The following is a 21,416-nucleotide window of genomic DNA, read 5'->3' as shown; positions in this document are numbered from 1 at the left end:
AAACCCCCAGGGCAATAGCCCGCTACGCGATCAGATGCGCGTAGCTGCGCCGGTTGGCGCGGTAGCAATCGCAGGCCGCGTTCTCCAGCCCTTCGCGGTCGGTGATGGTGATGACGCCGCGGCGGTAGTCGATGAGCTTGCGCGTGTGCAGCGCCGTCGCCGCATTGGTAATGCCGACCCGGCGCACCCCCAGCATGCGGCCCAGAACCTCGTGCGTGAGCGCCAGGTGCGTCGAATGTGCGCAGTCCTGTGTGGTCAGCAGCCAGCGCGCGAGGCGCTCCTCGATCATGTGGAAGCGGTTGCACATGCCCGAGCGGCCGAACTCGATCAGGAGCACGCACACATAGCGGTTGAGAATGCACTTGAGCGTCGAGTTCTGCGCCAGCTCCTGGGTGAACGATTGCGCCGTCAGTCGCCAGGCCATGCCCGCCCCCTGCACCAGCGCCCGCAGCGGCGCGCTCTGCACGTCCAGCGAGAGCTCGTAGCCCAGTGCGCCCTCGTTGCCCACCAGGCCCGTCTGCAGGCCGTCGTGGCCGTCCGCGGTCGACACCAGCGAGACGAATGCGCTCGTGGGAAAGTGAATGTGGTGAATCACGTCGCCCGGCTCGTAGAGGATCTGCGCCGGCTCCAGCCGAACGCTATCGCAGCGTTCGAGCAGATGGGCCTTGTCCGCGGGGGGCAGCGCTTCGAGCAAGCGATTGAGAACGGGGCGGGTCGGGTGGGGTGTCACGGATCCGCCTGTTGGAGAGAACCAGCGCGGAAATGCGCAACCGGGCGCATTGTTGCCCGCCGTCACGCTCCGGTCTGTGCGCAGCCGCACCGAGGGCGGCACTACCAGGGCCGGCTCAGGTCGCGACTTCGCGCGGCAGCAGCCGGTCCGTCTCGCGCTTGACCACCTCGTAGCACTCGCACACCTGCTGCTCCAGGCCCGGCCGGTCCAGCACCGTGATGCGGCCGCGCGAATATCTGATGAGGTTCAGGCGCTGCAGCTTGCCGGCGGCTTCCGTCACGCCTTCGCGCCGCACGCCCAGCATGTTGGCGATCAGCTCCTGGGTCATCACCAGCTCGTTGCCGGGCAGGCGGTCCAGGCTCAGCAGCAGCCAGCGGCACAGTTGCTGCTCCAGCGAATGGTGCCGGTTGCATACCGCCGTCTGCGACATTTGCGTGATGAGCGATTGCGTGTAGCGCAGCAGCAGGTGCAGCAGCGGTCCGCCGTTGTCGGTCAGTTGCTTGATGTGGCCCGCGCTCAGGCGAAAGGCGTGGCCCGCGCTCTGCACCACCGCGCGGTTGGGCGTGCTGCCGCCGCCCATGAGCAGCGACACGCCGACCATGCCCTCCAACCCCACGACGGCGATCTCGGCCGACTGGCCGTTCTCCAGCACGTAGAGCAGCGAAACGATGCAGTCGGTCGGAAAGTACACAAACTGCTGCACCACGCCCGATTCATAAAGCACCTCGCCCAGCTTGAGCGGCACATGCTCGAGCAGCGGCATCAGGCCTTCCAGCACCCTGGGCGGCATGACTTCCAGAAGGCTGTTGCGCGGCCCCTGCACGCCCGTGCGCGAAGAGAAAAGAGGGGGGGACGCTGCCATGACGCAATCGGATTTCAAAGTTCGGATCATTCTGCGACCGATGCCCCGGCGTCTGTGCGCTGCCGCACACAGGGTGGGGACTTTCTTTCTTCTTGCCTCCGTGCGCTGGCGCACGGTAGCCCCGGCGATTTGCCGGTAGCGTGGTTCCAAACCTCCTTTTTCACCAACGAAACACCATGCATCCGCCGAACGGCCCGTCCGAGCTCGCAGCCGAAGCCGCCGTGCAGGCGTACCTGTGCGGGCGGACGATGCCCGACCTGCTGTATCGCGCCATCGTGTGGGCGGTCGAGCGGCGGGTTTCCAGCGGCAAGCTGCTCCTGCTCGACGACACGCTGACGAACGACATCGACAACCACGCGGTCTCGATCTCGCTTGGGGGCCAGGCACAGGCCATGACTGCGTTGGCGGCCACGGCCGCAGACGGCCCCAGCCCGGAGGACCACTGAATGCCGATGAAGCTGCTGGTCGCCCTGTGCTGCGCGCGCCTCCCCATCCAGCTGAGCGAGCCACTGGACATCGAAAAATGCGAAGTGCTTCTTGCCGCCGAGCTGATCGAGGCCGACATGCCACCTGTTTTTCACCAACGGGGGCGCAACGTCCATGCGGGGCAGGCGACGGTCATGCGGGTCACCGCCAAAGGGCAGTCCGCGGCCAAGCAGCGCGGCTGAGCGCCGCCAGCCGACTTGCCGACTTTCTCGGCCGCCGCGCGCGCACCCACACTGATGTGCGTGTGCGCGCCTGCATGAATGGATGTTGGGTTGATTGATGGAACGGATCGTCAACTTCTAGCACCCGCACAGTGCCCCGCACGTAGTCCATGGGCGCGCACGGCCCGTCGCACAGCAGAGGCCGCGGCCCCGCAAGGACAGCCAGGCAGACAATGGCCCCCTCGGTCACGCGAACCTCCACTCCATCATGCGAAGACTGCGCTTTCTCACCAGCCGGCACCGCGCGCCCTCCACCAACCGGGCGCTGGGCCTGCTGCTGGCTTTCAACGCCGGCGCAGTGAATGCGGGCGGGTTTCTGGTGCTGCACATGTACACCTCGCACATGACCGGCTTCGCGTCGCAGCTGGCCGACGGGCTGGTGCTGGGCAACAGCCGGTTGCTGCTCAATGCGCTGGGGGCCGTGCTGGCGTTTCTCTGTGGCGCGGCCGTGTGCGCGGTGCTGGTGAACTGGGGCCGCCAACGCCGGCTGCACAGCGTCTATGCGCTGCCGCTGCTGCTGGAAGCCGCGCTCATGCTGCCCTTCGGCCTGATGGGCGCCGTGACGCTCACCTGGGCCACGCCGTTCGCCGTGCCGCTCACGGTGCTGCTGCTGTCTTTCATCATGGGCCTGCAGAACGCGGTCGCCTCCAAGACCTCCGGCGGCAGCATCCGCACCACGCACATGACCGGCAACATCACCGACCTGGGCATGGAGATCGGCAAGCTGCTGTACTGGAACCGCAGCGCGGCCGCCGGCGCCGCGCCGGCCCCCGCGGTGCGCCACGACCGCAGCCGCATGCACAGGGCCGCCGGGCTCATCGGCATGTTCGTGCTCGGCGGGGTCGTGGGTGCGCTGGGTTTCAAGTACGTGGGCTTCGTGTGCGTGGTGCCGCTGGCGGCGCTGCTGCTGGCGCTGTCGGTCCCGCCCTTCATGCGCGACCTGCCGCGCAGCGGGTTGCTGCCGCACCGGGGCCGCCTCGTCAGGGCGACCGGGAAGAAGGCGGATTGACGCTGCCGCCCGCGCCGCGGCGGCCCCTGTCTGCCTTGGGCAGCACCGCTTCCTCGACCATGCGCTCGGCCTTGGCCTGCAGCAGGTTCAGCGAGGCATCGAAGCGCGACGCATTGCCTGCATCGCCGGCATCCAGTGCGTGCAGCAGCTCGGCATTGATTTGCGTGACCAGCGGAAAGAGCTCTTCGTACAACGCTTGCCCCGCCGCGGTAAGGCGCAGCTGCACCTGCCGCCGGTCGCCCGCCCGCGCCACCCGCGAGATCAACTGCTTTGCGACCAGCGACCCCACCGCCTTGGAGGTTCGGGCGCGGTCCAGCTGCGCATGCTCGGCCAGCGCCGAAGACCCGAGCTCCCCGCGGCTGGCCAGCACCGCGATCAGGCGCCATTCGCGCCGCGTGATGCCGAAACGCCCCTCGCACAGCCGGATCACCATGCCCCCGGCGACCGACAGCAGGCGCGACAGCCGGTACAACAGCAGGTCGTCCAGCGGGCGGTGTGGCGCGGCGGTCATCTGGGGTTAGTCCGGGGGATGGTTGATTAGATCAATCGACTGTAGCGTCTACAGAATCGTTCGATACACCGAACGAGAACCCAGGAGCCCCCCATGCCCGACCGCCTCGCCTTCGACCGCCGCCATGCCATCGCAGCCCTCGGGTCCCTGGCCGGCCTTGCATGGGCTCCGCTCGCGCGCGCCCAGCAGGCCTTTGTGCCCGGCCAGCCCATCAAGGTGCTCATCGGCGTGCCCGCCGGCGGCACGCAGGATGTGCTGACGCGCGCCATCGCCCAGGAAGTGCGCGACTCGCTCGGACCGCTCATCGTGGACAACCGCTCCGGCGCGGCGGGCCGCATCGCGGTCGAGGCGGTGAAGACCGCGCCGCCCGACGGCCACACCCTGCTGCTGGGCACGGCCAGCATGATGACCATGTTTCCGAGCGCTTACCGCAACCTCTCGTACGACCCGGTGAAGGACTTCATTCCCCTCGTCAACGCCGCCCGCTTCGAGCTGGCGCTGACCGTGCACAAGGACGTGCCCGCCAACACGCTGCCCGAGTTCATCACCTGGGCCAAGGCGCAGGGCGACAAGCTGAGCTTCGGGTCCTACGGCGCGGGCACGCCCTCGCACTTTCTGGGCGAAATGCTCAACCGCGCGGCCGGCCTGAAGATGGTGCATGTGCCCTACCGCGGCTCCACGCCCGCGCGGCAGGACGTGATGGGCGGCACCATTCCCGTGTACTTCGACACCGTCGGCGGCGCGCAGCAGATGCTGCCCTCGGGCCGCGTGAAGGTGCTGGCCACCAGCGGCGAGAAGCGCTCGCCGCTCATGCCCGCGCTGCCGTGCTTCGTGGAAGCCGGCTACAAGGACGTGGTCGCCACCGCCTGGTTCGCGTACTACGCGCCGCTGAAGACCCCGCAGGCCACCGTCGACAAGCTGCGCGCCGAGCTCACCCGCGCCGTGAACACCCGCGAGGTGCGCCAGCAGCTGCTGCAGAACGGCATGTACCCCGTGGCCGACGACAGCCAAGCCCTTTTGAAGACCATGCGCGACGATACGGCGCGCTGGGCCGGCATCATGAAAGCCGTGAATTTCCAGGCCAACGACTGAACAACTGAACGAGGAGGAACCCACACCATGCCGAACCCGAACCGCCCCATCACCCGCCGCCTTGCCGGCCTGCTCGCCGCCGCCGGGCTCATGGCGTCGATCGCCACGCTGCCCACCGCCGCCAACGCGCAGATCAAGCTCGAGACGCCCCTGCACATCGTCGTCGGCTACGCCCCCGGCGGCGCCACCGACCGCGTGGCGCGCATCGTCGGCGAGAAGCTGGGCACCAAGCTGGGCGTGCCGGTCATCGTCGACAACAAGCCCGGCGCGGGCGGACGCCTGGCGGCGCAGCAGGTCAAGCTCACGCCCGCCAACCAGAACGTGCTGATGCTCGCCAACCCCGCCGTGATGGTGGTCGCGCCCCTGGTCTTCAAGGACAACAACTACGACCCCGAGCGCGACTTCGTGCCCGTGTCGCACGTCAACGCCTACGACTTTGCGCTGTCGGTCTCGCCCCACCTGCCGGTGCGCGAGCTGAACCACCTGCTCGCCTGGATGCGCGCCAACCCGCAGCAGGCCAACGTGGGCGTGCCGGCCACCGGCAGCCTGCCGCACTTTTTCGGCCTGATGGTCGGCGAGAAGGCCAAGGTGCAGACGCAGGTCATCGGTTATCGCGGCTCGGCGCCGCTCCTGAACGACCTCATCGGCGGACAGGTGCCCATTGCCATCGACACCGAAGACGTGGTGCTGCCGCAGCACAACGCCGGCAAGCTGCGCATCCTGGCGCTGTCGGGCGACAAGCGCTCGCCCTTCGCGCCGAACATCCCGACCTTCAAGGAAGCGGGCCTGGACCTTTCGGCCACCGGCTGGAACACCTTCTTTGCGCCGGCCAGCATGCCCAAGGACAGGGTCGATCGCCTGGCCACGGCGATCCGCGAAGTCATGCAGGACCCGGACACCCAGCGCAAGTTCAAGGACTCCGGCATGACGCCGGTGGTCAGCACCCAGGCGCAGACCATGGCGATGCTCAAGGCGTACAAGACGCAGTGGGCGCCCGTGGTGCAGAAGTCCGGCTACCAGCCTTGAGCCTCCGCAAAGACATGACCCGCAGACCCAACATCATCTTCATCGTCGCCGACGACCTCGGCTATGCCGACCTCGGCTGCTACGGCGGGCGCGACGCCGCCTTCGGCCCCGTGTCGCCCGTGCTCGACGGCCTGGCCGCCAACGGCCTGAAGCTCACCCAGGGCTACGCGAACTCGCCCGTGTGTTCGCCCACGCGCTTTGCGATGATCACCGCGCGCTACCAGTACCGCCTGCGCGGCGCGGCCGAAGAGCCGATCAGAAGCAGCAGCCGCGGCAGCACCACGCTGGGCCTTCCGACCGACCACCCCACCCTGCCCTCGCTGCTGAAGGCCAGCGGCTACCAGACCGCGCTCATCGGCAAATGGCACCTGGGCTACCCGCCCAGCTTCGGCCCGCTGCGCTCGGGCTACGACGAATTCTTCGGGCCCATGTCGGGCGGCGTGGACTACTTCACCCACTGCGACTCCGCCGGCCAGCACGACCTGTGGTTCGGCGAGGAAGACAAGAAGGAAGACGGCTACCTCACCGACATCCTCTCCAGACGCGCCGTGGACTACGTGGAGCGCATGGCCGAACTGCAGAAGAAAGAAGAAGAGGCGCCCTTCTTCATGAGCCTGCACTACACCGCCCCGCACTGGCCCTGGGAAACCCGCGACGACGCCGAGAAGGCGCCGGCCATCAAGGACAACCTCTTCGACCTGGCCGGCGGCAACATCCATGTCTACCGCCGCATGATCCATCACATGGACGAAGGCATCGGCTGGATCATGGCCGCGCTCGAAAAGCACGGCATGGCCGACAACACGCTGGTGGTGTTCACCAGCGACAACGGCGGCGAGCGCTTCTCGGACAACTGGCCGCTGGTGGGCGGCAAGATGGACCTGACCGAAGGCGGCATCCGCGTGCCATGGATCGCACACTGGCCCGCGGTGATCGCCAAGGGCGGCGAGAGCGCGCAGCTGTGCATGACGATGGACTGGTCCGCCACCATGCTCGAAGCCGCCGGTGTGCAGGCCGATGCGGCCTATCCGCTGGACGGCGTCTCGCTCATGCCCGTGCTGAAGGACGCCAGGCACAGCTTCCGCCGCCCGCTGCACTGGCGCATGAACCACCGCGGCCAGCAGGCGCTGCGCGACGGCGACTGGAAGTACCTGCAAGTGGACGGCAACGAGTACCTGTTCAACATTCCGGCCGATGAACGCGAGCGCGCGAACCTCGGCAAGAAGGAGCCCGAGCGGCTCGCCGCGATGCGTGCGGACTGGCTGACGTGGAATGCGACGATGCCGGCGATTCCGGAGGATGCGGCGGTGAGTCTGGGGTATTCGGTGAAGGACATGCCGCAGCGGTGAGGCGTGCTTGGCCGCAGTGTGATGGCACTTGCGCCATCCGTTCCTGAGCGAATGCGAGATTTGGATTTGTTGGTGTTGTCGTAGCCAGACTGCGACACGTCCGACAAAACCAAACAAGGCGCGCCTGCATACGCGCCTCTTCACTCGCTTCCGACGAAGACGGGGCCGGTATCATTCCGCCCCTCCCCATGCCGCTTCGCCCCCTCCGGCTCCAACGCCTTATCCGTCTCCTGCTGCTGGCCGTGTTCTTCAACGCGGCCGTCGGCATGCCTTTGCACGAAGCCGGCCATTTGCGGGAGGCTGTGGAAGGCGCGGCGCAGGCGGCTGCCCTGGACGCCGTCGCCGACGCGGCCTCTGAAGGCGCTGCGGACGCAGTCTCCCCGGCGCATGACGCCCACGAAGCCCACGGCGCATGCGAATGGTGCCTGGCCCATGTGCATTTCGCCGCAGCGCCAGCGCGGCTTTTGGCCGCGCTCGAAGTGGTGCAGGGCACGGCGCTGCCACGCGCGCCGCCCGGCCCCGCCTTCGTGCCCTCCGCGGGCCGCTGGCCCTTCGCCTCGCGCGATCCTCCGAACGCATCGACCTGACGACATTCCGCTTGTTTTGTTCTTGCGCTGCGGCCGGCCTCTTCGAATGGACGGCGGCAACAGCGCGCAGTCGATTGCCATTCATGACCCGCATTTCCCTCCCAAGCGCGGACAACCGCGCTCCCCTGTTTCACCGCCTTCCGCTCGCGCTGGCCGCCTCGGCGCTCTTTGCCGGGCAAGCCATGGCCCAGGCGGACGATGCGCCCCCAGCATCTGCCGCACCTACCGCCACAGCACAAGCGCAACTCACCACCGTCGAAGTGGTCGGCCGCACCGAGTCTGGCGCCTACCACGCGGACGAAGCCGCCGGCGCCAAGACCGACCTCCCGCTGCGCGAGCTGCCGCAGTCGGTGCGCATCGTCACGCGCCAGGCCATCGACGACCTGGGCGCCACCAAGCTGGACGATGTGCTCGACTACGTGGGCGGCGTCTCGCGCCAGAACAACTTCGGCGGGCTCTGGGACAACATCGCCATCCGCGGGCTTCCGGGCAACGAGAACACCGGCATGGCGACGCTGCTCAACGGCTTCTCGTCGAACCGCGGCTTCAATGCGCCGCGCGACCTGGCGGGCGTGGAGCGCATCGAGTTCCTCAAGGGCTCGGCCGCCGCGCTCTACGGCAGCAGCGAACCCGGCGGCACGCTGAACATCGTGTCCAAGCGGCCGCTGTGGAAATCGGCCCACGCCGTGGAGGCCTATGCCGGCAGCCAGGGCCTCAAGCGCGGCGCGCTCGACAGCACCGGGCCGATCGGCGAGAACTTCGCCTATCGCCTGAACGTGGCGGTGGAAGACCGCGACAGCTTTCGCGACCACGTGGGCGCCCGGCGCGAAGTGGTGGCGCCCGCCTTCACCTGGAAGCTGGGCCGCGACACGGTGCTGGAGTATTCGGGCGAGTACCTGCGCCATGCCACGCCGCTGGACCGCGGCGTGGTGGCCGTCAACAACCGCCTGGGCGCGGTGCCGCGCGAACGCTTTCTCGGCGAGCCGGCCGACAGCGACGTGACGGTGAAGAACCAGACGCACCAGTTCATCCTGTCGCACGAATGGAACTCCGCCTGGCGCAGCCGCGTGGGCGTGTCGTACCGCGAGACCTCGGTGAACGGTTTCTCCACCGAACCCACCGCCTTGCGGGCCGACAGCAGCCTCACGCGGCAGCGGCGCTATCGCGACTTCAACTCCGACGACATCGCGCTGCAGGCCGAGTTGCAGGGCAACGTGAAGACCGGCGCCGTCGAACACGAACTGCTGTTCGGCGTGGAGAGCTTCCGCTTCGACATGGACACCGTGATGCTGCGCGCCAGCCCGACCGCGGCACGGCCCTACGCCATCAACATCTACAACCCGGTCTACGGCCAGCGCCAACCGGTGCCCACCGCCAACACCGACACGCTGGAGCACCAGAAGAACACCGCGTTCTATGTGCAGGACGCGATCAAGCTCTCGCCCGAGTGGCGCCTGGTGGCGGGCGTGCGTGCCGACAACTACAGCCAGTCGCTGCTGAACCGCAGAAACGGCACCACGGCCCGCCAGGAGCCCTCGTCCACCTCGCCGCGCATCGGCGTGAGCTGGCTGCCGACGCCGCAGTGGACGGTGTACGCCAACGCGGGCCGCTCGTTCAGGCCGAACACCGGCACCGACGTGGCCTCCAACGGCTTCGCGCCGGAGACCGGCCGTGCGCTGGAGCTGGGCACCAAGTGGGAGAGCGCCGACCAGCGCATGGGCGCCACCGCCGCGCTGTTCGACATCCGCAAGCGCAACGTGCTCACCTCCGACCCCGCCAACGCGGGCTACTCGGTGGCGGCTGGAGAAATACGCAGCCGGGGCCTGGAGTTCGACTTCTCGGGGCAGCTGTCGAAGCACTGGCGCCTGACCGCCAGCCTGGTGCTCAACGATGTGGAGATCGCCAAAGACAACACGCTCGAAGTCGGCGGCCGGCTGCTCAATGTGCCGCGCGTCAACGGCAGCGTGCTGGCGGTGTACGAAGACGGCTTGGCCAACGGCCAGCGCTACGGCATCGGCGGCGGGCTCACGCACATGGGCAAGCGCCTGGGCGAGGCCCGCACGCAGGCCGAGGCCAAGGCCGGCACGCCCGCGTTCGACCTGCCGGCCTACACCACCGCCAAGCTGGTCGCCTACTGGCGAATCAACCCCACGCTGCGCCTGACCCTGGACGTCGACAACCTGTTCGACAAGACCTACTACACCAGCTCATACAGCCGCGTGTGGGTCACGCCCGGAAGCCCGCGCAGCATCACCGTCGGCCTGCAGGCCAAGTTCTGAAATGACATTGCCCCCGGACTTCACGCGCCGCCGCGCGCTCCAGCTGCTGGCCGCCGCCGGCCCCGCCGCTGCAGCATCGACGGCCTTGCGTGCGCAGCCGCGCGCGCCGCTGCAAATCGTCGGCCCCTGGGAGATTGCCGGCCTTTCCCCCGCCAGCAGCGGCCATGTGTTCACGCGCATGCAGATCGCCGAAACGCTGATGAACGCCAGCGACGACGGCATGCCGCTGCCCGGCCTGGCCGCGCGCTGGCGGGTGTCGGACGACGGGCTCGTGTGGCACTTCACGCTGCGCCCGGCCGCGCGCTTTCATGAGGGCACGGCCGTCACGGCTGCCACCGTGGTGCGCTGCCTGCAGGCCGCGCGCGTGGCGCCTGCCCTGCTGAGCCAAGCGCCGATCCGCTCGGTGGAGGCCGAGGGCACGGGCGTGGTCGTGATCCGCCTGACCACGCCCTACGCCGCGCTGCCCGCACTGCTCGCGCACAGCAGCACGATGGTGCTCGCGCCCGCAAGCTATGGGCCGGACGGCGCCGTGCGCAGCATCGTCGGCAGCGGGCCGTACCGCGTGGTGTCGATGACGCCGCCGCAGCATGTGGAGGCGGCCATCTTCGAGGGTTATGACGGGCCCAGGCCCGCCATCGAACGCGTCCGGTATCTGGCGGCCGGCCGCTCCGAAACCCGCGCGCTGATGGCCGAAGGCGGGCAAGCCGACCTGGCCTACGGCCTGGACCCGGCGAGCCTGGTGCGGCTGCGCAAGCGCGGCCAGGTACGGGTAGACACCGTCACGCTGCCGCGCACCGTGATCCTCAAGGTCAACGCCGGGCTGCCCGCGCTCGCGGACCTGCGCGTGCGTCAGGCGCTGAGCCTCGCGATCGACCGGGCCGGCATCGCCAAGGCGCTGCTGCGCGACCCCGAGCTGGCGGCCACGCAGCTCTTTCCGCCCACCATGAAAACCTGGCACAACGGCGCGTTGCCGCCGTTGCGGCAAGACCCCGAAGCCGCCGCGAGGCTCCTGGCCGAAGCCGGCTGGCGGCGCGCCTCCGACGGCCTGCGCGACGCGTCCGGACAGCCGCTGCGCCTTGCGCTGCGCACCTTTCCCGACCGGCCCGAGCTGCCGCTCATCGCGTCGGCGCTGCAGGAGCAATGGCGGCAGGCCGGCATCGCGGTGCAGGTCAGCATCGGCAACTCTGGCGACATTCCGCTGGGCCACCGCGACGGCAGCCTGCAACTGGGCCTGGCCGCGCGCAACTACGCGACCGTGCCCGATCCCACCGGCACGCTGATGCAGGACTTCGGCACGTCGGGCGGCGACTGGGGCGCCATGGGCTGGCGCAGCGATGCGGTCGCCCGCGCGCTGGCCGAGCTGTCGCGCGGCGCTTCGTCGGCCGAACGCGCCGCGGTACTGCGAACGCAAGTGACCACGGTGCTCCAGGCCGAGCTGCCGGTGATTCCCGTCACCTGGTACCGCCAGCAAGTGGCCGTGGGCCGGCGCATCGAGGACGTCAGCCTCGATCCGCTGGAACGCTCCTACCGCCTCACCGCCGTGAGGTGGCGCACATGAACGACAGCATCGACAACATGAACCCCCAAGCCTCCCGCCAACGCACCGCCTGGACCGCCATGCTGCTGCGCCGCGCCTTCCAGATCGTCGCGCTGGGCCTCCTGGTGGGCACCGTGTGCTTCTTCATGGCCCGGTCGCTTCCGGGCGACATGGCCACCCGCATCGCCGCGGGGCGCTACGGCTACGACCTGGTGAACAACGCGGCGGCCGATGCCGTGCGCCTCGAACTCGGACTCGACCGGCCCCTGTGGCTCGCACTGCTGCACTGGTGGGGAGAAATCGCGCGGCTCGACCTGGGCACCTCGCTGGTCACCGGCCATGCGGTGTGGCTGGAGGTGGCGCATCAGCTGGGCGCCACCATCGAACTGGCGGTGGCGTCGGTGTTCGTCGCGGCGGTCGTCGGCCTTCCGCTGGGCATCTGGTCGGGCCTGCATGCGGGCGGATGGATCGACCGCCTCACGCTGGCGCTGGCCGTGGTGCTGCGCGCGGTGCCGCCCTTTCTGCTCGCCGTGCTGCTGATGGTGGTGGTCGCGGTGCGGCTCGGGGCCGTGCCGGTGGCGGGCGACGACCACGGCGGCAGCCTGCTCCTGCCTGCGCTGACGCTGGGCCTGGGGCTGGCCGCGGGCCTGGCGCGCGTGGCCCGCTCGGCCATGCGCGAGGCGGCGGCTTCGGCTTCTTTCGAATTCGCCCGCACCAAGGGACTGAGCGACCGGCAGGCGCTGATCCGCCACGGCCTGCGCCAGGCGGCCACGCCGGTGGTGGCCTACCTCGGCGTGCATGCGGTGTTTCTGGTCGAAGGCGCGGTGGTGGTCGAAACCCTGTTCGCGTGGCCCGGCATCGGCCATGCGCTGGTGCATGCGGTGTTCGGGCGCGACGTGCCGATGATCCAGGGCGCGGCCTTGTGCATGGGCGTGTTGTTCGTGGCGTTCAACCTGCTGGTGGACGCGGCCTGCCTCGCGCTCGACCCGCGTCGGCGCATGGGAGCCAGCGCATGAACGGCAGCCTCATCGACATGCCCAGCCTCGCCGAACGCGGCGCGCGCCGCACGGCCAACCGCCGCCGTGCAGGCCTTGGCATCCTCGCGCTGGTCGCGGTGTTTTCGCTGTTCGGCCCCGAGCTCATCGGCATCGACCCCGCCCGCCAGACGCTCGCCGACACGCTGCAGCCGCCCGGTGCCGCGCACTGGCTGGGCACCGATGTGCTGGGCCGCAGCGTGCTCGCGCGCCTCGCGCATGCGGCCCGGCTGTCGCTGGGCCTGGCCTTGCTCGCGGCCCTGACCGCCGCCGTTCCCGGCGTGCTGCTGGGCGTGGCCGCGAGTTGGCGCGGCGGGCGCACCGAACGTGCGCTGGTCATGCTGGCCGACGCCGTGCTCTCGGTGCCGGGCCTGCTGCTGGTGCTGCTGTTCGCCGCGCTGGCGCCGGGGCGGCACTGGGCGTTGTACATCGGCCTGTCGCTGTCGCTGTGGGTCGAATACTTTCGCGTGTGCCGCGCGGCGAGCCGGCAGGTGCTCGCGGGCGACGCGGTGCAGGCCTCGCGCCTGCTCGGCTTCGGCGCGGGCTATGTGCTGAAGAGGCACCTGTTGCCCGCGCTCGCGCCCGTGCTGGCCACCCTGCTCGCCTTCAGCGCCGCGCAGGCGGTGCTGGCGCTGGCCGCGCTGGGCTTCATCGGCGTGGGGCTGCAGCCGCCTACGCCTGAACTGGGATTGATGATGACGGAGTTTCTCCCCCACTACGAAGAAGCGCCCTGGCTCATTGCGGCGCCCGTGGCGCTGCTGATGGCGGTGGTGCTCGGCATGATGCTGCTGGCCGGCGACGGAGAAACGGCATGAGCGCTTCCGTTCTGCTCGCGGCCGACAACCTCGGCGTGCACGTCGGCAACAAGGCCTTGCTGCGCGACGTGTCCTTCAGCCTGCGCCCCGGCGACGTGCTCACCCTGCTCGGCGAAAGCGGCGCCGGCAAATCGCTGCTCGCACAGGCCGTGATGGGCAATCTGCCGTCCGCATTGCGCGCCAGCGGCAGCGTCACGCTGGACGGCACACAAAGCCGCGCCGACGACGCCCGCGCGCGACGCCCGCGCTGGGGACGCACGCTGGCGCTGCTGCCCCAGGAGCCCAGCCTTGCGCTCGACCCGCTGATGCGCATCGCGCCGCAGCTTTCGGAAACGCACGAGCTGGTGCGCGGCGCTTCATTCGACGATGCGGAGGCCGCGGCCCTGCGCGACCTCCAGGCCGCGGGCCTGCCGGCGTCCGCGCGGCAATACCCGTGGCAGCTCTCCGGCGGCATGGCGCAGCGCGCCGCCGCCGCCGTGGCGTGCGCGGGCGGCGCGCGCATCCTGCTGGCGGACGAACCTACCAAGGGCCTGGACGCGCATTGGCGCGACCACACCGTGGCGATGCTGCAAGGCGTGCAGCGCGGCGGCGGCTGCGTGGTCGTCATCACGCACGACCTGCGCGTGGCGCAAGCGCTCGGAGGCCAGCTCATCGTGCTGTGCGCCGGCGATGTCGTGGAGCGCGGCGATGCCCGCGCGGTGCTGGCCGACCCGCAGCATGCGTTCACGCGGCGGCTGGTTGCGGCCGATCCGGCGCGCTGGCCCCGACGCGCTTCAGCCGCAAAAGCCCATGCGGCCGATTCAACAGATGCGCCGGTCCTCAGCGCACAAGGCCTCTCCAAAGGCTTCGGCGGCAAGCCGCTCTTCGACGGCCTCGATGTGCAGATCCGCGCCGGCGACCGCTTCGTGGTGCAGGGCGCGAGCGGCACCGGCAAGAGCACGCTGGGCAACGTGCTGCTGGGCCTGATGCCGGCCGACCGCGGCACGGTCCGCCGCGCAGCCGGCCTGCATGCCACGGCTTTCCAGAAGCTTTACCAGGACCCCGTTGCCTCGTTCGCGCCGCAGGTCAGCCTGGCGCAGTCGCTGCGCGACGTGGCAGCGCGCCATCGCTGCGCATGGCCAGAGGTGTTGCGGCTGCTCGACCGCATGGGTGTGCCGCACGAACTGCTGGCGCGACGGCCCGCGCAGGTGTCGGGCGGCGAGCTGCAACGCGTCGCGCTCGCGCGTGTGCTGACTGTGCAGCCCGCCCTGGTGTTCGCCGACGAGCCCACCTCGCGGCTGGACCCCGTGTCGCAGCAGGAAGCGATGGCCGTGCTGCTCGATGCGCTGGACGAGCGCGGCGCGGCGCTGATGCTGGTAACGCACGACGACGACATGGCGAATGCCGTCGCCACGCAGCGCTGGCATATCGTGCAGGGCGGCGTCAGTCTTCCCGCACCAGCACGTCCCCTTCGAAGCGATACCTGAAGCTGAACCACTTCTTGGTTTCCGATCCGGTCTCGATGCGAAACGCCGTCATCAGCCGTTCGCCGTCGGTCTTCAGGTAGATCGCGCCGTACACCTCGACGTTGCTGCGCGCAAGCGCCTGCACGTCGGCCTTGACGCTGGCCTTCAGTTGTTCGGCCTGCGCGGGCGCCAGCGTGCCCGCGGCCAGCTTGTCGATGCTGGCCAGCAGCTTGCCGACCGCGCCCGGGTCTTCGCGCTCGCGCGAGGAGCGCTGCAGTTCCGTCGACAGGATCACCGGCGCGCCGCCACGGCCGAAGCGCCCCAGCCGACCCAGCAGGTCGGGCCTGGAGTGAACGTGCCCCTCCTCGTCGCCCGACGAAATGATGAAGGCCGCAGGATTCACCGCATCCAGAAACGCATCCGTCACCTTCTCGGAGCCGTGGTGGCATGACTTCATCACGTCCGACCTGAAGGTGTCGCGCGCCTTCGCCACCATGTCGTCGTAGGCCGGCGTGGCCGTCTTGGGGAACGGGCTTGTGTCCGTGTAGTGCTGCAGCAAGAACTTTTCGGCGCCCTCGTTCAGGTCGCCGCCGAACAGCACGCTGAACTTGCCGTACTGCAGCCGCAGGATGACCGAGTGGCCGTTCTTGGTTTCGTTGTAAGAGCCCAGCTGCCGCAGCGCAGGCTTGCCACCGGGCCCCTCTTCGACCACCGGCGCCAGCACCTGGATGGTGTAGCCGCGCTTGTCGGACGGGGCGAAGTCGGGCATCCACGCGGCGTCGTCTTCCATCGCCGCATGCTGCACCGAGAGCATGCGGATGTCGTGGATCTTCGGATTCGCGAGCGCGGCCTTCATGACCTGCGGAAACAGAAAATTGCTGCCGGCATTCGCAAAGATTTTCTTGACCGCTGCGTGGTCCACCGCCAGGTCGCCGATGTAGGCGAGCGAAGAGCCCGCCTTCTTCACCGGCTTGCCGCCCAGCTTTTCCCAGGTGCCCGCCACGGGCCGCTCCACCAGCCCGTTGTGATAGACCGTGCCGAAGCCGATGCCGGGGTCGGCAAACACGTCCTTGAAGCCGTAGTAGTGGTCCTGGTCGGGGTGCGTCATCACGGCGGCGGCAAAGTCGAAACCGCGATACGTTTGAAACCTGGCCGCGAGAAAGGCGCGCATGTTGCCGCCCTCGCCCGCATCGATGACCACGATGCGCTCCTGGCTGCCGGTCTCGGGCGAGATCAGCACCGCGCCGTCGCCCTGCCCCACGTCCAGAAAGATGATCTCCAGCGGCCGGCGCACGACCGTGTCTTCTTCGCGGATGTAGAGCGTGCGCCGCTTGGTCGGCGAGCGCGCGGCCCAGTCGATCTGCAGCCAGCCGTCGCCCGGATTGCTCTTGACCTTGAGGTAGTCGCCCCAAATCACCTCGCGAAATTTCTTCTTCCTGTCTTCTTCGTAGAGATGGATGGGGCTGCCGTCCGTGCGCAGGCTGACGAATCGATGGGCCATGGATGGGTGCTCCTCGCTCCGGCGGATGCCGCGGATTTGTGCGGCGGTTTTAGCAGGGCGGGGGTGGGGAGCGCATCCGCCAAAGGCGGTATGGCGGGGCGGAGGCAGAGGTGAGATCAGGCGGGTGGGTTCACTGGCCCGCATTGCCTAATTTCATTGAAAACCGGCATTTCATCAAATGTTGAAACTGATTATTTCAATGAAATTCTTGACAATTTCACCAGAAGAACTATCTTCAACAAATGCTGAAAACGTCAATTGCGATGAAAACTCGGGAGGAAGAAGCTGCGGCCGCTTTGCGCACAGTGCTTGAGCAAGTGCCAGCCATCACTGCCGTGGACATGCGATTCGAGCCCTTTGTCCATCGCGATGAAGTTGCCATAGCGGTGCACTTCAAGGTGAGCGGCAAGCCGCAAACCCTCGCCTGCGAGGTGAACGCCAGCGGACAGCCACGCCACGTTCGCAATACCCTGCTTCAGCTGCGCAACGCCCAGGCCCATCGCACACAAACACCGGCGGCAATACCCGTCCTCATCGCGCCGTACCTGTCGCCCGAAGCGCAAGCCCTGTGCAGGGAACAGGACGTGAGCTTCCTGGACCTGGAGGGCAATGTGCGCATCGTGTTCGACGGCATCTTCATCGAGCGCCAGGTCGCGAGCAAACCGGTGACCGAGCGGCGCGAGCTTCGGTCCATGTTCAAGCCCAAGTCCGCCCAGGTGCTGCGCGTGATGCTCCGAGACCCCGCCCGCGCATGGCGAGTGACTGAACTGGCTGAGGCGGCCGACGTGAGTCTGGGCCACGTCAGCAACGTGCGCAACAGCCTCCTCGACCGGGAATGGGCAAGCGTGTCCGACGCAGGCTTGTATCTCTCCGAGCCGGATGCCCTGCTCGATGACTGGCGGGGTGCCTACGAGCCACCTGCCGGCAAACGCCAGGGGTTCTACACGGCGCTGCACGGCAGCGCATTCGAGGATGCGGCGCGGCAGGTGCTGCGCGCCGAAGGCGAGGCGGGCCGGGCGGTCTTTGCCTCGTTCTCCGCGGCACACTGGCTTGCGCCGTACGGAAGAACGGGAACGCAGTATTTCCATGCAGACGAGCCGGGCCTGCAGCGGCTGGCGTCGGCGCTCAAGCTGTCCCCGGCGCTCAAGGGCGAAAACGTGGTCGTGAACGTCTTGAAAGAGCCTGGCCTGTTCCTCGATGCGGTGGAGCCAGCGCCCGGTGCGTTCTGCACCGGTGCGGTTCAAACCTATCTCGATCTTTCCAGCGCCGGCGAACGCGGGCGCGAGTCCGCCGACCATCTGCGGCAAGAGGCACTCCAATGGCTGAAATGACACCGGGCGAGGCGCAGTCCGCCGCCGACTACGACGATCGCACCACTGCTGCCGTGAAGGCCGTGCTGATTGAAATGGGCCAGATCCTCGGCAGCTTCAAAGGCAAATTCGCCATCATCGGCGGCGCTGTTCCGTGGCTCCTGCTGGAAAACAGCGACATGCCCCACGTCGGCACGATCGACGTGGATGTGGGCCTGGACGACAAGGCCTTGGGTGACGGCGAATACGCCCTGCTCATCGAGGCGCTGCTTGGGCACGGATACCACCAGGGCGCAGGCCTGCGCCGGTTTCAACTGGTGCGCGAGGTTGCAACGAGAGACGGCGGCGGCCCGATCAAGGTCGTCGTCGATTTCCTGATGCCAAGGGACGCCAGCATCGTCAAGAACGACCCGCCCTTGATCAGCAACTTTGCGGTGCAGAAAGCCGACGGCGCTGACCTGGCCACGCGCTTCTACCAAATGGTGGCGATCAGCGGGCCGATGCCCGACGGTGGCACCAACCGCGTCGAAATCGCGGTCTGCTCCATACCTGCCCTGCTCGCAATGAAGGGCTACGCAGTCAACGGGCGGTACAAACAGAAGGACGCCTACGACATCTACTACTGCGTTCGCAACTACGTCGGCGGCACCGAGGCCCTGGCCGAAGCGTGCCGCCCGCTGCTGGAGCATGCGAGCGGAGCGGCCGGGTTCGGCTTCATTGCACAGAAGTTCGACACGCCGGACGGCTTCGGACCGACGTGCGTGCGGCAGTTTGTCGAGGAGACCCAAGTGCTCGGCAATCGAAGCCCGGATCAGTGGCAGCAGGATGCGTTCGGGCAGGTCGATGCTTGGTTGCGGGCGTTGGGGGTGAGGCAGTGAGCGTTGAAGACGAACCATTGCTGCAGGAAGACGATCTGCTGCTCAGTGCGTGAAAGCGGCTACGGCCGTAGCTGGCCGAGCGAAGTAGCGCAATCGAACGCGCCGTCGAACCACGCAATCAAAGCGCGCGCGGACCGGGCCGAACACTCATGAAGCGGCCTTCGATGGACGGGCTGCAGCCGGGCCGCTCCAGGTCGAATCGCACCTGTCCTTGGTGCGCACGCGCGATGCCGTGCAGCAGCACTTGCCGGCGGACGCGCGACGGCGTCGCCTTTTTTCGCTCTTCGTGCAGGTCAGGTGCTTCGCGCACATCGTGGCGCTGCCTGGGGTCCACATGCACGGCCACGCGGTAGTGCTCGCCCGCCACTTCGCACACCACGATCAGCAAGGCCGCCGGCGCGGCGTCGGCCAGTTCCTCGAGGCTCAACGCCACGAACTGCCCGATGCGCGCCGCATCGCCGAAGCAGTCGCCCTCGCCCAGCCGGTCGTGCTCGTACACGGTGTTCGCGCGCGAAGGCATCACGGCGTCGATGGTCTGGCGGACCACGGCGTGCAGCGAAAAGCGGCTTGCCGAAATGCCGATGTCGCGGCCCGCCGCCAGCCGCGACAGGTCGGCCACTTCTTCGGCCCGCTCGTGGGCGCGCAGCGCGGCGCTGTCCACATGCGCGAGCACGCCGCCCAGATCCTGCGTGTCGCCGCGCCGATGGAGCAGTTCCACGCCCAGCCGGATGGCCGAGAGCGAGTTGCGTACGTCGTGCATGGCGGCATCGATGAGCTTGTCCAGGCCGGGCGCGGGCAACTGCGGCTCGGCGGCCTGGGGCGGGCACGAGTCCTCACGCGGTTTTGGATTTGGCATGGGCGGTGTGGTGGGTGTGGCGGTCGATGAATGTCTCCCGCCATAGGCCGTCTTGGACGCGGACAACGCGAACGGGTTCAAAACAGCCGATTTGCCGACGTGTCGATGCTGCAGCAGCGCAGGCGGAGGTGTTGTCGGGGTTTGCGGCTTGGGCTGTAGGTGCAGGCCGCAGCGGAAGCGAAGACCGGTTGTCCATGCACTCGCCGTGGTCTTCAAAAAATACATCTTCGACTCAATTTAGATATATCTAGAATTAACTCCGATACGCACTTTCAAGGACGCCACCATGAAGCATCTGCACGCTGACCGCCATCACCACCACCACTGCCGTGCCGCGCGCGGCGAGCACGACGACGGGTTGTCCGGAGGCCGGGGCCGCCATGGCGGCGGCGGCGGCGGCGATTTGGGCGAAGACCGCATGCACGGCGGCCGAGGCGGTCGCGGTGGCGGACGCGTCTTCGGCCATGGCGGCCTGCGCTTTGTGCTGCTGCAGCTCATCGCCGACAAGCCTTCGCACGGCTACGAACTCATCAAGGCGATCGAAGACCGCCTGGGCGGCAGCTACGCGCCCAGCCCCGGCGTGGTGTACCCCACGCTCACCTTGCTCGAAGAGCTGGGCTACCTGAGCGTGGAAGTGGCCGACAACGGCGGCCGCAAGCGCTACAGCATCACCGCGAGCGGGCAGGAGTTTCTGGCCGCCAACCGAGAAACGGCCGACGCCATGATGGCCCGCATGACGGGCGGCGTGGACGGCGCAGGCCCGCGCGGCGGACGCCCGCCGCAGGTCACGCGCGCCATCGAAAACCTGAAGCTCGCCATGCGCATGCGCCTGACGGGCACGCCCCTCACCGAACAACAAGCCCACGAATTCGCCGCGGTGCTCGACAGCGCCGCTCAACAGCTAGAGCGCATCTGAACTTCTTCTTTTGACATGACCGACTTCACAACCACCACTTCCAACATCCCCGACCGTACGCCGCGCCGCGTGCGCCACGAGCTTCGCTTTCGCCAGCTGACGGTGAAGACGGTGCAGCGTGTCACGCCGCACCTCATCCGCATCGTGCTCACGGGCGACGACCTGGCGGGGTTCACGAGCCCGGGCTTCGACGACCACGCGAAGATCTTTTTTCCCGATGCGGCCACCGGCAAGCTCACGCTGCCGACCGCCGGGCCCGACGGCCCCGTCTGGCCCGCGAGCGGCCGCCCGACGATGCGCGACTACACGCCGCGCCGGCACGACGCGCAAGCCAACACGCTGGAGATCGACTTCGCCCTGCACGACGCCGGCCCCGCCACCCAATGGGCCGAGCAGGCCAAGCCCGGCGACACGCTGGGCGTGGGCGGGCCGCGCGGCTCGTTCATCGTGCCGACCGCGTTCGACTGGCATCTGCTGATCGGCGACGACACGGCGTTGCCGGCCATTGCACGCCGCCTGGCCGAGCTGCCGGCCGGTGCGCGGGTGGTGGTGCTGGCGGAGGTCGATGGCGAAGCCGATCAGATTCCGTTCGAGACGCAGGCCGAGCTCACGCTGCAGTGGGTGCATCGGCGCGGGGCCGAGCCGGGGGTGAGCCCGGTGCTGGTCGATGCGCTGCGCGCACTGACGCTGCCGGCGGGTGACTTCCATGCATGGGTGGGGTGCGAGTCGGCGATCGCCAAGGCCCTGCGCGCGCATCTGGTGGGCGAGCGCGGCGCGAATCCGAAGTGGATACGGGCGTCAGGCTATTGGCGGCGCGGCACTGCGGCCACGCACGATTCGCACGACGAGTAAGCGCTTCGGTTTTTTCTTGCTCCTTCCCCTCCCGGGGGAAGGCTGGGATGGGGGCAAGCGGCCTTTGAAAGCCTGCGGTGATAGACACGCCGCGAGCCCCCCACCCCAACCCTCCCCCGG

General features: G+C 68.5%; 21 protein-coding genes. 16 read left to right on the top strand and 5 right to left on the bottom strand.

All coding sequences use genetic code 11. The annotated features are described in order from the left end of the window. Positions 1-22: 22 nt before the first annotated feature. Together ABIC90_RS01080 and ABIC90_RS01075 are read right to left on the bottom strand one after the other, a co-directional pair. A complete protein-coding gene (locus ABIC90_RS01080) occupies positions 23-730 on the bottom strand; it encodes a Crp/Fnr family transcriptional regulator (protein WP_354352191.1) in 708 nt (235 codons plus the stop codon). 115 nt (positions 731-845) lie between these two features. Continuing rightward, a complete protein-coding gene (locus ABIC90_RS01075; protein ID WP_436318155.1) occupies positions 846-1,592 on the bottom strand; it encodes a Crp/Fnr family transcriptional regulator in 747 nt (248 codons plus the stop codon). 176 nt (positions 1,593-1,768) lie between these two features. Between ABIC90_RS01075 and ABIC90_RS01070 the strand changes: the two genes are divergently transcribed. The 3 genes from ABIC90_RS01070 to ABIC90_RS01060 all read left to right on the top strand — a co-directional run bounded on the left by ABIC90_RS01070 (position 1,769) and on the right by ABIC90_RS01060 (position 3,308). Continuing rightward, positions 1,769-2,038, top strand: a complete 270-nt coding sequence (locus ABIC90_RS01070; RefSeq protein ID WP_354352190.1) for a hypothetical protein — start codon at positions 1,769-1,771, stop codon at positions 2,036-2,038. Next, on the top strand, positions 2,039-2,260 hold the full coding sequence (locus tag ABIC90_RS01065; protein WP_354352189.1) for a hypothetical protein: 222 nt from the start codon (positions 2,039-2,041) through the stop codon (positions 2,258-2,260). Positions 2,261-2,507: 247 nt separating this feature from the next. Continuing rightward, positions 2,508-3,308 carry a YoaK family protein gene (locus tag ABIC90_RS01060; RefSeq protein WP_354352188.1) on the top strand — a complete coding sequence of 267 codons (801 nt, stop codon included), beginning with the start codon at positions 2,508-2,510 and terminating at the stop codon, positions 3,306-3,308. Here the strand turns inward: ABIC90_RS01060 and ABIC90_RS01055 are convergent. Then, the gene (locus ABIC90_RS01055; RefSeq protein WP_354352187.1) at positions 3,280-3,819 is read right to left on the bottom strand and encodes a MarR family winged helix-turn-helix transcriptional regulator; all 540 of its coding nucleotides are present in this window, start codon (positions 3,817-3,819) and stop codon (positions 3,280-3,282) included. The genes ABIC90_RS01060 and ABIC90_RS01055 overlap by 29 nt on opposite strands. Before the next feature lie 93 nt (positions 3,820-3,912). On the opposite strand from ABIC90_RS01055, the gene ABIC90_RS01050 reads away from it, so the two are divergent. The 9 genes from ABIC90_RS01050 (at position 3,913) to ABIC90_RS01010 (ending at position 15,004) form a co-directional block, all read left to right on the top strand. Beyond that, on the top strand, positions 3,913-4,911 hold the full coding sequence (locus ABIC90_RS01050; RefSeq protein ID WP_354352186.1) for a Bug family tripartite tricarboxylate transporter substrate binding protein: 999 nt from the start codon (positions 3,913-3,915) through the stop codon (positions 4,909-4,911). Positions 4,912-4,938: 27 nt separating this feature from the next. Beyond that, positions 4,939-5,937, top strand: coding sequence for a Bug family tripartite tricarboxylate transporter substrate binding protein (locus tag ABIC90_RS01045; protein WP_354352185.1), 999 nt, complete (start codon positions 4,939-4,941; stop codon positions 5,935-5,937). A 14-nt stretch (positions 5,938-5,951) separates the two neighbouring features. After that, positions 5,952-7,286 carry a sulfatase family protein gene (locus tag ABIC90_RS01040; protein ID WP_354352184.1) on the top strand — a complete coding sequence of 445 codons (1,335 nt, stop codon included), beginning with the start codon at positions 5,952-5,954 and terminating at the stop codon, positions 7,284-7,286. A 188-nt stretch (positions 7,287-7,474) separates the two neighbouring features. Next, a complete protein-coding gene (locus tag ABIC90_RS01035; RefSeq protein ID WP_354352183.1) occupies positions 7,475-7,873 on the top strand; it encodes a DUF2946 family protein in 399 nt (132 codons plus the stop codon). A gap of 83 nt (positions 7,874-7,956) precedes the next feature. Then, positions 7,957-10,152: a TonB-dependent siderophore receptor gene (locus tag ABIC90_RS01030; RefSeq protein WP_354352182.1), complete on the top strand. Its 2,196-nt coding sequence runs from the start codon at positions 7,957-7,959 to the stop codon at positions 10,150-10,152. 1 nt (position 10,153) lies between these two features. After that, on the top strand, positions 10,154-11,710 hold the full coding sequence (locus ABIC90_RS01025; protein WP_354352181.1) for an ABC transporter substrate-binding protein: 1,557 nt from the start codon (positions 10,154-10,156) through the stop codon (positions 11,708-11,710). Beyond that, entirely contained in the window at positions 11,707-12,705 is a 999-nt protein-coding gene (locus tag ABIC90_RS01020; RefSeq protein WP_354352180.1) for an ABC transporter permease, read from the top strand. Before ABIC90_RS01025 ends, ABIC90_RS01020 begins: the two co-directional genes overlap by 4 nt. Continuing rightward, positions 12,702-13,538, top strand: a complete 837-nt coding sequence (locus ABIC90_RS01015; RefSeq protein ID WP_354352179.1) for an ABC transporter permease — start codon at positions 12,702-12,704, stop codon at positions 13,536-13,538. Before ABIC90_RS01020 ends, ABIC90_RS01015 begins: the two co-directional genes overlap by 4 nt. Next, complete coding sequence (locus tag ABIC90_RS01010; RefSeq protein WP_354352178.1) at positions 13,535-15,004, top strand: ABC transporter ATP-binding protein; 1,470 nt, start codon at positions 13,535-13,537, stop codon at positions 15,002-15,004. The genes ABIC90_RS01015 and ABIC90_RS01010 overlap by 4 nt, the downstream gene beginning before the upstream one ends. Here ABIC90_RS01010 and ABIC90_RS01005 read toward each other — a convergent pair. Beyond that, the gene (locus ABIC90_RS01005) at positions 14,961-16,484 is read right to left on the bottom strand and encodes a ComEC/Rec2 family competence protein (protein WP_354352177.1); all 1,524 of its coding nucleotides are present in this window, start codon (positions 16,482-16,484) and stop codon (positions 14,961-14,963) included. The two genes, ABIC90_RS01010 and ABIC90_RS01005, sit on opposite strands and share 44 nt — an antisense overlap. 242 nt (positions 16,485-16,726) lie before the next feature. Between ABIC90_RS01005 and ABIC90_RS01000 the strand changes: the two genes are divergently transcribed. Both ABIC90_RS01000 and ABIC90_RS00995 read left to right on the top strand, forming a co-directional pair. Beyond that, positions 16,727-17,815 (top strand): hypothetical protein, encoded by a 1,089-nt coding sequence (locus tag ABIC90_RS01000; RefSeq protein WP_354352176.1) that lies wholly within the window; start codon positions 16,727-16,729, stop codon positions 17,813-17,815. Further along, complete coding sequence (locus ABIC90_RS00995) at positions 17,803-18,672, top strand: nucleotidyl transferase AbiEii/AbiGii toxin family protein (RefSeq protein WP_354352175.1); 870 nt, start codon at positions 17,803-17,805, stop codon at positions 18,670-18,672. The genes ABIC90_RS01000 and ABIC90_RS00995 overlap by 13 nt, the downstream gene beginning before the upstream one ends. Positions 18,673-18,790: 118 nt before the next feature. On the opposite strand, the gene ABIC90_RS00990 is transcribed toward ABIC90_RS00995, so the two are convergent. Beyond that, the gene (locus tag ABIC90_RS00990) at positions 18,791-19,528 is read right to left on the bottom strand and encodes a hypothetical protein (RefSeq protein ID WP_354352174.1); all 738 of its coding nucleotides are present in this window, start codon (positions 19,526-19,528) and stop codon (positions 18,791-18,793) included. Positions 19,529-19,814: 286 nt separating this feature from the next. Between ABIC90_RS00990 and ABIC90_RS00985 the strand changes: the two genes are divergently transcribed. Together ABIC90_RS00985 and ABIC90_RS00980 are read left to right on the top strand one after the other, a co-directional pair. Next, positions 19,815-20,444, top strand: coding sequence for a PadR family transcriptional regulator (locus ABIC90_RS00985; RefSeq protein WP_354352173.1), 630 nt, complete (start codon positions 19,815-19,817; stop codon positions 20,442-20,444). A 15-nt stretch (positions 20,445-20,459) separates the two neighbouring features. Continuing rightward, entirely contained in the window at positions 20,460-21,296 is an 837-nt protein-coding gene (locus tag ABIC90_RS00980; protein ID WP_354352172.1) for a siderophore-interacting protein, read from the top strand. Positions 21,297-21,416 lie beyond the last annotated feature (120 nt).

Source organism: Variovorax boronicumulans (assembly GCF_040544675.1).
GTDB lineage: Bacteria > Pseudomonadota > Gammaproteobacteria > Burkholderiales > Burkholderiaceae_C > Variovorax > Variovorax boronicumulans_D.
Note: the sequence above shows the minus strand (reverse complement) of the source record. Positions and strands in the feature narration are given on the sequence as shown.